At 46.7% G+C, this 9,495-nt stretch carries 9 protein-coding genes and 1 pseudogene; 6 read left to right on the forward strand and 4 right to left on the reverse strand.

From position 1 onward, the window contains the following. Positions 1-107 precede the first annotated feature (107 nt). A complete protein-coding gene (gene lpdD / locus QD47_RS17110) occupies positions 108-458 on the forward strand; it encodes a prenylated flavin chaperone LpdD (protein ID WP_044647258.1) in 351 nt (116 codons plus the stop codon). Between the two features lie 17 nt (positions 459-475). Here the strand turns inward: lpdD and QD47_RS17115 are convergent, their stop codons facing one another. Continuing rightward, on the reverse strand, positions 476-1,063 hold the full coding sequence (locus tag QD47_RS17115) for a hypothetical protein (RefSeq protein WP_044647259.1): 588 nt from the start codon (positions 1,061-1,063) through the stop codon (positions 476-478). 386 nt (positions 1,064-1,449) lie between these two features. Further along, positions 1,450-2,061 (reverse strand): helix-turn-helix domain-containing protein, encoded by a 612-nt coding sequence (locus QD47_RS30070; RefSeq protein ID WP_052646786.1) that lies wholly within the window; start codon positions 2,059-2,061, stop codon positions 1,450-1,452. A 199-nt stretch (positions 2,062-2,260) separates the two neighbouring features. Between QD47_RS30070 and QD47_RS30870 the strand changes: the two genes are divergently transcribed. The 4 genes from QD47_RS30870 to QD47_RS17135 all read left to right on the forward strand — a co-directional run bounded on the left by QD47_RS30870 (position 2,261) and on the right by QD47_RS17135 (position 4,165). Then, entirely contained in the window at positions 2,261-2,917 is a 657-nt protein-coding gene (locus QD47_RS30870; protein ID WP_082067211.1) for a hypothetical protein, read from the forward strand. Between the two features lie 61 nt (positions 2,918-2,978). Beyond that, a complete protein-coding gene (locus QD47_RS33245; protein WP_235332289.1) occupies positions 2,979-3,092 on the forward strand; it encodes a putative holin-like toxin in 114 nt (37 codons plus the stop codon). 381 nt (positions 3,093-3,473) lie between these two features. After that, positions 3,474-3,842, forward strand: coding sequence for a DUF4190 domain-containing protein (locus QD47_RS17130; protein WP_044647260.1), 369 nt, complete (start codon positions 3,474-3,476; stop codon positions 3,840-3,842). A 92-nt stretch (positions 3,843-3,934) separates the two neighbouring features. Then, a complete protein-coding gene (locus QD47_RS17135) occupies positions 3,935-4,165 on the forward strand; it encodes a hypothetical protein (protein WP_044647261.1) in 231 nt (76 codons plus the stop codon). Positions 4,166-4,270: 105 nt separating this feature from the next. On the opposite strand, the gene QD47_RS30875 is transcribed toward QD47_RS17135, so the two are convergent. Both QD47_RS30875 and fabV read right to left on the reverse strand, forming a co-directional pair. Beyond that, the gene (locus tag QD47_RS30875; RefSeq protein WP_081473770.1) at positions 4,271-4,423 is read right to left on the reverse strand and encodes a DUF1540 domain-containing protein; all 153 of its coding nucleotides are present in this window, start codon (positions 4,421-4,423) and stop codon (positions 4,271-4,273) included. A 261-nt stretch (positions 4,424-4,684) separates the two neighbouring features. Then, positions 4,685-5,872 (reverse strand): enoyl-ACP reductase FabV, encoded by a 1,188-nt coding sequence (gene fabV, locus QD47_RS17140; RefSeq protein ID WP_044647262.1) that lies wholly within the window; start codon positions 5,870-5,872, stop codon positions 4,685-4,687. 188 nt (positions 5,873-6,060) lie between these two features. Here fabV and QD47_RS17145 point away from each other — a divergent pair. Continuing rightward, positions 6,061-9,495, forward strand: a pseudogene (locus QD47_RS17145) (WIAG-tail domain); the annotation flags it as partial.

The raw sequence follows: 9,495 nt of genomic DNA on the forward strand, positions 1-9,495 counted from the left end.
TGGGTCATTTTTGAATTGTGGAACAGGTCTGGAAGAGATAGAATGAATAGAAACATATAAAGTGAATCTATTCACAATATTATTTTTTTAAGGTGGGAGAGAATCGTATGATTCATTTGCAAAAAGAAAGCGGGCGTATCCGCCTTGTGCTGGATGCCTATTTTATGGGAGAGGACATAGTCGTACTTATTTCCGGCGGCGATCAGCCCCATCTGGGAACGATTACAGCAGGCGCCAGACTGGAGCCGATCCAAACCGTTCAATTGCAAGCCCACAAGGAATTTTATATTACCGAAGAAATTGCCGTTTGTTTGCGAAAAGAGTTTGCGGGTAACTTTGCAATTTGCTGCGGGGCGCATATGGACCATGTAACGAAGGACGAAATCCGAATGTTGACGGACATGGCTATACAATTGGGTAAAGAGCTGATCGATCAACTCAAGCAAAAACGTCTGTAACGACTGTAGCGACCTTTTTAAGAAAACTCCTGAATGAGCAGATTTCGGTATGGATATTTACTGTAAGGATACTTAAAAAGCAAAGCAAAGCCATGATCCTCGATTTGTACGGATTTCAGTGCAGTGGATGGAATCAAGCTGCGGATCATCAGAGTAACCGCACGCTGGTCTTTCTGGTTGATGGCTTTGGCTAAAGCAGAAGCAAAGCATCGATTGCGTGCCAATTCGAGATACAGCGGAAAAACGGCTCTGGCGATGGCGCGGTGAACCCTCGGCTCAAATGTAAACTGCACCGTACCGGGTGGAATCGTCGTTCCGTTCGTATAATACAGCATTGGTGGATGGGCCAAAAAGGAGATAAAATAGCCGATACCGTTCGTGCCCAGTCCTTGCTTGGCAGCAAATGGCGCTACCGAGCAGAGGAGGGCCTTCATCCGATCCAAATTGCCATGCACTACAGCACGTGACCATTGGACGGCGAAAGAACGACGGGTGGCAATGGCCTTGTAAAATGGCAGCATAGCAGCGGATATTTTCCTGAGCATGTCAGCATTTAAGCGTTTGTGAGGCGAACCCCTTCTGCGGGATGTTGCACGATATACCATAGCTCCGACCTCCTTGGCAGGATGCTCTCATGGAGCGAATTTTATCAGTAATAGGTAAAATACTATATGCCCGATCACCTCGAAAAGTGCTCATGTACGTGAGGTGAGTCTCTATAATACAAACTGAAGTTAAAAGTTACCTATCGTGCCACTCCGCAGACGGATGGTGCTTCCCATCGCCACCGCTTCGCTTGTACAGCATCATTCCGCCTACTCCGTTTTCTATGTACAATTTGATTGATTTTTCTCCACCTCTCTGGCATTTGACTCATCTTTAAATATAACTTCTGTGTTGACTGAGGAAGGGCACTTTAGCTACGGTTTTTCAGAATTAGCATCTTTGTAAAGTTAAAGGTATGTTAAAAATAAAAAGAAGACCAAAATTGCTAAGGTCTTCTTTCTTTCGTATTAATATTATTTTGCTTTAAGAGTTTTAGAAAGTATTTTCCTTTTTCACTCGGGCGATATACATATGTCTCTGATCCCTTCACCTTTGAGTACTCGATCAAACCATATGTTTTTAATATAGGTTCGATATTTAGAAAAGCAGTGCTAATACGACTTTCGTATTCATTGTCATTTGGAAGACTATAAATTCCTGCTTTAAAATGATCTTCATACACAAGAAGAAATTCTAGTATGCTTGGATTTTCAAATCCACTGATATTCGTACCAACAGAGTCATTCATGAATATATCTCTTACTTTCAAAAAAACATCGTCCGACATTAATGGTTCTTCTTGAAGTGTTGCAAATTCCTTATTTTCTGTAGTGAATTGTAATATGTCCTGAACAAGAAAGTATTTACCTGCATTTTTCATTATAGAAGCCTGATTTAATGCGTATAGTATCTTGTCTAATGTCTCTAATTCAATACGCTTTGCTTTTCCATTGACCAAATCATTTATGGTGTTTGGGCGTACATCTGCTAATACTGCCAGTTTATTCATATTCAAATCTACCTGCTCTAGGGCTTGGGCTAGCCTGAATTCGAACATCAACCATTCCCCCGTTCACTTCTTGCTCTCATTATAATTGATAACTCTATTGCCGACAATAATTTATGTATTTTATAACTATTGGAGTTATAAAATACATTGACAATATATAACCTGTGATTTATTATAAATACATAACCTCAGAAGTTATAAAAAAATACCATTTTATGAAACTCGAAAAAGAGAGGATGATACTTTTATGACTAATAAAATCAAAGCCAATGAGCAAACCATTAAAAACATTGTTCGGATGGGAATGGTCTGGGAGCAAGAAGAAGGCGACGAAGAAGCAGAACTGCACTATTATCATATTACCGATGCCCTCAATCGTAAATGGCAGACGATCGGCATACATGTGTCAGACGCAATTCAAGTATTTGAAAACGGAAACTATAACACCTGGACACGTATTATTGAGCCAGCCCCATATAACCCTGATCTCACTGCTAATGATCTCATTAACATGCTCAATATTTCTCCCGATGCTTGGCGTATTCGCAATGAAATGCAAATTATATTAAATACAGTAGAACGGCGTAATACATTCTGTAACCGGATTGTAGATGTGAATGGAAAAAGCATGGTCCTTGTCTTGCATATGATGAAGGATGAATATCTTGAACACGATCAGCTTTCAGACGAACTTTTTATGAAACTGTATATTGAAAATCCTGTGAACGCCCTATCTATATATTTCCTTGAGCTATTGGATATCATTACGTTTTGGGAATGGGAAGCGGCTGGAGGTACATATGCAAAGGCAATTCAGTATAAGCGTGAGACACCTTCGATGACTCTAATTCAAGCCATTGAACGTGCAGAGGATGAAGAGAGAGGTATAGCATCGGGCTTTTGATTTCAACAACAGAATGGCTTAGTGGGCGGTCGGCTAGTCTCCTGAGAAGGAGGTGAGGCCTGTGGAGGTTAAGGATGCTCTGACATTGATGATGATGTTCGGTACGTTGCTAGTTACGTTAATCGGATTAATCGTCACGCTTGTTATTGCATTGAACCAAAACAAAAAGAAATAGATCGCCCCGTCGAAAGGTAAACGATCTATTTCCCCGATTGAACCTACTGCTGACCGCTCTTCAAAGCGGCTGCTGCCAAAGAGTGAGGATGTTAGCGCATCCTTGCTCTTTTTTATAATAGAGCATTTTGCATAAATCCCAAGAGAGATTTCAAATCAGCAATATATTGTACTTTTAAGCGTTGGGAATCGAATGATGCAAAATGCTGAATAAAGTAAAGGCGTATTGCGGTAAAACGTATTGTGGATTTTAATGAATAGTTGCATACGACTTTAAAAGATAAACATCATTTTTTAAAATAAGTACTGTCCTGATTTGTAAGATTGTGGTACCCTAGAACGTATATATTGTTATTTTACATATTGGAGTTGAATCAGACAAATGAGTAATTTATACAAAGACCCCCAATCGTCCGATCCTTTTCAGGAGACGAATGGTTTTAACGCCCCATTTAATCCGCCCCCACAGCTTCCGCCTACAAACAGTAAAGCTGTTGCTTCGATGGTGCTCGGTATTCTAGCTGTCGTCATTCCCTATCTGGGGTTCATTATCGGAATCGTTGGTATCATTTTGTCCAGTCTTTCCCTGAAGGAAATTAACCGTCATGGCGAACAAGGCAGGGGGATGGCTATTGCCGGATTGGTATGCAGCATTATCGGGACACTGATTTATGCGCTGATCATCATTTTCTTAATCGTTGTTTTTGTTTTAGCAGCCTCAAGTGGCGACAATCCGTTTTCCGACATTTAATGAAATCAGTGAGCTCATACACTTGTACCCTTCACGATGGGGATTCCAGATGCTATGATGAATGGAGTCCAATCAAGGAGAGTGAAAGTCATATGGCACGTACTCAAACACAAAAAGCGCTAAGCAAGGCGAAGCGCGCCGGAAACTACTGCTCTGCACAGAGCCGCAAAACAAATGGTCATTATGGCGAGATATCGCAGCATGTGCGAATGAAGCCAACCAAGCAGGAACAATTACAAAGAGTCAAGCACAAGAAGCGAATCGTTCAGAGCGACGCTTCTTTTTTTTGTCTTCTGTGTTATTATTTTATTCCAAGTTGTTAAAAAGGACTTGATAATAATTATCATTCTTGCTAAAATATAAAAAGAAAAGGAACCCGGCTAGGGGCTCCTTTAGGGTAAACTAATGCTTTACAGAAATAACCAACCTTATTTTGCTTCAAAGGTTTTGCAGTCCGTTTCTTCGGACTTGTGAGTGTCTGTAGGTCTGTTGCTTACGATATAAATGGAGCTTGCGCTACATTTATTTTCTTGAGCCCAGTGTGTACATGAGTTCACTTCACACATAACGTCTTTTGCCATGTTGTTCATCTCCTTATGAGTTGGATGTAATAGGCTAAGCAAATAAATACGGTCAGGCAAGGTAGGACTTGTCCAACTGTGATTACCCTCTTATTGGAAAGAGGGATTTTGCTATGCCTACTTGTACAATATCAAATGAATCTTAAAATTGCAATGTTCGCTTCAAACAAAAGCTGTCCTCCATGTAGAGCGGGATACCCCTCTGACGGAGAACAGCTTTTTTGCTGTCCCAACATAATAACAATAACGCATTAAAATGACTTAGCGAACGGCAGGGATATCCACGATCGGGTCAATGTCGGCCTCGTAATCCACACCCTCAAATTCAAAGCCAAACAGTTTAAAAAATTCGCGGCGATATCCTTCAAGATCAGACAGCTCGTAGATGTTGTCTGTCGTCAGCTCGTCCCATATTTTCGCTACCTCAGCCTGCACGTCTTCACGTAGCTCCCAATCATCAATGCGAATACGTCCTTCCTCATCCACAGGAGTTTCCGCAGCATAGAGACGCTCGGAAAACAGACGGTAGCTCTGCTCCACGCAGCCTTCATGTAATCCTTTTTTCTTCATTACCTTGTACAAAGCGGAAATATACAGAGGTACGACTGGTATAGCAGAGCTGGATTGAGTGACCAGTCCTTTGGTGACTGCGACGAAGGCGCGTCCGCCTGAGGCTCTCAACTGATCGTTCAGCTGTTGTGCTGTGGCTTCCAGATGATCTTTTGCACTTCCGATCGTGCCTTCTCTATAGACGGCTTGGGTAATATCTGAACCGATATACGAAAAGGAGAAGGTCGTCGCAGAATCAGCCAGCACACCGCCCTCACGCAAGGCTTCGATCCACAACTGCCAGTCTTCGCCGCCCATAACCTCTACAGTCGCCTGCACTTCTTCTTCTGTTGCAGGTTCCAGTGTAACGCTGCTCACTTCGCCAGTGTGGAAGTTGACTGTTTTATTTGTGTACGGCTTGTCAATGGGTTTGAGCACGGAATTAAACGTTTCACCTGTACGGGGATTGGTGCGGCGACCGGAAGCGACACTGTAAACCACCAAATCGACTTGCCCCAACTCTTCGCGAATGACTTCCACCGTTTTGGCTTTGATTTCATCCGAGAAGGCATCCCCTGTCACGCTAAAGGATTTAAGCCCTGCTTCCTGAGCAGCCTTTTCGAACGCAGCGGAATTGTACCAGCCTGCCGATGCTGTCCGTGTAGCTGTAGCATTACTGGGACGATATACGCCGATTGTATTGGCCCGCGCTCCGAATGCAGCCGTAATGCGGGAAGCCAGGCCATATCCGGCAGATGCCCCGATCACAAGCACATTGCGAGGTCCCTCGATAGCAGGATGGGCTTGCACATAGTTAATTTGTTCCTGAATATGTTGGGCACACCCCACCGGATGAGCAGTGGTACAGATAAAGCCGCGTGTTCTTGGTTTGATAATCATATTATTGTAATTCCTCTCTTCTTGTAGCAATCTTCACCCTTACTATTTTAACTTTTAACAATTTTTTTTCAAACGTGGATTTTATAGAGCCTTTCCTGGACAAAAGTGAATCCCGTATACAGGGTGGCAAGTGCCTAAGAGCCTGCATATGATGCCGTAACGATAAATATGAGAAGGGAGAGAGCTGCTTGAAGAACAAGAGCCGAAAGACCACCAGAAGCAAAAAGCCGCTCTATCGTGTAATTGACCCGGATATGAATGAATTAAGTATGATACAGCGCTTGAAGCCACAGCCTGCGGAGAGGGAGACAGAAGCAAGACTTCATCAGGTTGCTTCTCCGCCTCCCCCAATGGTAGAGGAGGCGGAGCTACAGACCATTGCCGAGCCTGAAGCCCCAATCGGGGACGGGACGGAGAATAAGGATGCAGGTGCAGCAGAGGAAACTCAAGTATTGATGGATGTGCCCGAAGAGCCTGAGCCTCTGTCTGAGCCTCTGTCTGAGTCTCTGTCTGAGTCTCTGTCTGAGTCTCTGTCTGAGCCCCCGTCTGAGCCATTGCCTGAGGCGATTGACGTCGAAGAAATTTTGAACAATAAAAAGGCGCCACATGTAAATAATGCTTTCATCTATACAGACGATTTAAGTGACCTGGCTGTAACCGGTGAGAAGATCGCTCCCGCCTCCATAGATTCCAGCAAGCTGAAGCAAGAGAGCGTCCAAACGGAAAATCTGGCGGATTATGCTGTTCATACCATTAAAATAGCTGATGGTGCAGTAACTTCTTCGAAAATTGCCCCGGATTCCATTACGGTGGAGCATCTGTCGGACGCATCGGTGGCAGGCAGCAAGTTGCAGGATCGTTCCATTGGCGGTGAGAAGCTTCGTGATGGCAGCATCACCCCGGAAAAGCTGGCCGATAAGATTATCAGCAGCGATCATATCGCGAATGGCTCGATTGAAAGCCGACACTTTAAGCAATGGATTGTGTCTTCAGAAATGCTTCAGGATCAGGCGATCACCTCTGATAAAATTCGCAGCGGCACAATCCAATCTAATAATTTGGCCAATGAGGCCGTCGACAGCTCCAAGCTTGGAGATCAGTCTGTGACCACGTCCAAACTGCGGGATGGGGCTGTGGATGGCTCTAAAATTCAGGCTGGCAGCATTGAAAGTGCACATTTAACGGAGCATGCCATCACTGCCCGGCATCTGGCACCCAGTTCGATTAACCGCAAACAGCTTTCCGACGGAATTGTGGGCAAGGAACAACTGGAAGAAGGAGTTGTCAGTGGGCGTCATCTGGAGTATGAGGCCGTCACCAGTGCGCATATTCAGGCTGGAGCGATTGAAAGAAAGCATCTGAGTCCCGGCTCCATTGGGGAAGAGCAGCTTGGAACGGGTCAAGTGACAGCTCGTCATTTGGCAGACCGGAGTATCCAGTCCAACAAGTTGGCGGATCAATCTGTAGGCTCGCTGCAAATTGTCGATCAATCCGTGACTTCATCCAAAATATCGGATCAAAGCATTTTACCGCACAAAATCGCCGATGAGGCGGTACTTACCAGACATATTGCCACAGCGGCTATACAAGGCCCTCAGCTTGCTCCAGAGGCGGTCTCTTCATTACATCTTCAGTCCGAAATTATTCGGGAAAATCATATTGTAACGGGTGCAGTTACGGAGCGTCATTTACAGTCCGGGGCTGTCACGAGCGAGAAATTAGGGAAGGGCGCAGTTCTGGATCATCATGTGGCGAATCAGGCGGTCAAGGAAAATCACATTGCTTCGAACGCTATTAAGCCTGACAAAATTGCTGACGAAGCGATTACGGAAAGCAAAATTGCCGCAGGGGCGGTAACCAGAAATAAAATTGCGCCTCAAGAAATTGCAGATGTACACATTGCGTCCGGGGCTATTCGTGAAAACCATCTGGCGGACAAAAGTGTGGGTGGTAAGGCATTACAGGCTGAGTCCGTTCGTTCGGCGCATTTGGCCGTGGGTTCTGTGCTGAGTGAGCATATCGGGAACGGAAGTGTGGGAACCTCGGCCTTGCAAGGGCAGTCTGTTACCGCAGACATATTGGGTGAAGGCGCTGTTCAAACAGGACATCTGGCGAGTGGAGCGGTGTACTCCCATCATTTGCAGGATCATGCGGTAACTTCGCTGAAACTGTCGCCAGAGAGCGTAGCTACGGATAAAATTAATGATCTGGCGATTACAGCTCCTAAATTGGCAGAGGGCAGCGTAACTTCCTCCAAGCTGTCCGCACGTTCCGTGCAGCCGTGGCATATCACGGATAAAGCTGTACAGAGCAATCATCTGGCTGTTGAAGCGGTGGAAGCGAATCATCTCGCTCCTGAATCCGTCACCTCCAACCATTTGCAATCTGCATCGGTCCTGACCAAGCATCTCGCCCCGGATAGCGTATCCGGTCATATACTTCAGGCGGAAAGCGTCACCTCGGAGAAGCTGGCGGCTCGGGCCGTGCAAGCGTCCAACCTGGCGGAAAGCAGCATCGGTCCTGCACATTTGGCTGCGCAAGCGGTACACACCCAGCATTTGGCGGCCGGAGCGGTACAGGAAACTGCACTGGCTCAGAACGCGGTGAAGTCCGAGCATCTTGCACCGGAATCCATCCAATCGGAGCATTTGCAAAACGGGGTCATTCAGGGAGAGCATATCGCATTCCAGGCCGTGGCGACCTCGACCTTACAGGATGAAGTGGTCACCTCTGCCAAATTGGCGGAGGAAAGCGTAACTTCTACCAAGCTGTCTGCCCATGCAGTGCAATCCGGGCACATTTCAAACGAGGCGGTACAAAGTAACCATCTGGCTGTGGCAGCTGTCGATTCGGCGCATCTGGCAGCCGGAGCGGTCACCTCGGTACATCTACAAGCCTCCACGGTGCTTACGAGACATCTGGCCCCGGATAGCGTATCCGGTCGTGCGCTCCAAGCGGAAAGCGTCACCTCGGAAAAGCTGGCGGCGCGCTCGGTACAAGGAATGAACCTCGCAGAAGGCAGCGTCGGTCCTCCGCATCTGTCTGCGCAGGCAGTGCACCCCCGGCATCTGGCAGTTGGAGCGGTACAGGACAGAGCGCTGGCAGAGGGAGCTGTGAAGTCCGTGCATATCGCACCGGAGTCCATCCAGCCGCATCATCTGCACATCGGAACCATTCAGGGAGAGCATATCGCATCACAGGCGATATCGACCGATGCTTTGCAAAGTGAGTCTGTTACGTCCGACAAACTGGCGGAGGAAAGTGTAACCTCCACCAAGCTATCTGCCCATGCAGTGCAGTCTGGGCACATTACAGATGAAGCCGTACAAAGCAGCCACCTGGCTGTGGCGGCTGTGGATTCGACACATCTGGCAGCCGGAGCGGTCACCTCGGTTCATTTACAGGCTTCCTCGGTGCTTACGAGACATCTGGCCCAGGATAGTGTGTCCGGTCGTGCGCTCCAAGCGGAAAGCATCACCTCGGAAAAGCTGGCAGCACACTCGGTGCAAGCGACGAATCTCGCGGAAGGCAGCGTCGGCCCTTCACATTTGTCTGCGCAGGCCGTACACCCCCGGCATCTGGCAGCGGGAGCGGTACAGGACAGAGCGCTGGCAGAGGGGGCA

Source organism: Paenibacillus terrae (assembly GCF_000943545.1).
GTDB lineage: Bacteria > Bacillota > Bacilli > Paenibacillales > Paenibacillaceae > Paenibacillus > Paenibacillus terrae_A.

Coding starts and splice junctions, on each gene's coding strand:
- lpdD (WP_044647258.1), top strand. CDS start 108: ATGATTCATTTGCAAAAAGAAAGCGGGCGTATCCGCCTTGTGCTGGAT.
- QD47_RS17115 (WP_044647259.1), bottom strand. CDS start 1,063: ATGGTATATCGTGCAACATCCCGCAGAAGGGGTTCGCCTCACAAACGC.
- QD47_RS30070 (WP_052646786.1), bottom strand. CDS start 2,061: ATGTTCGAATTCAGGCTAGCCCAAGCCCTAGAGCAGGTAGATTTGAAT.
- QD47_RS30870 (WP_082067211.1), top strand. CDS start 2,261: ATGACTAATAAAATCAAAGCCAATGAGCAAACCATTAAAAACATTGTT.
- QD47_RS17130 (WP_044647260.1), top strand. CDS start 3,474: ATGAGTAATTTATACAAAGACCCCCAATCGTCCGATCCTTTTCAGGAG.
- QD47_RS17135 (WP_044647261.1), top strand. CDS start 3,935: ATGGCACGTACTCAAACACAAAAAGCGCTAAGCAAGGCGAAGCGCGCC.
- QD47_RS30875 (WP_081473770.1), bottom strand. CDS start 4,423: ATGGCAAAAGACGTTATGTGTGAAGTGAACTCATGTACACACTGGGCT.
- fabV (WP_044647262.1), bottom strand. CDS start 5,872: ATGATTATCAAACCAAGAACACGCGGCTTTATCTGTACCACTGCTCAT.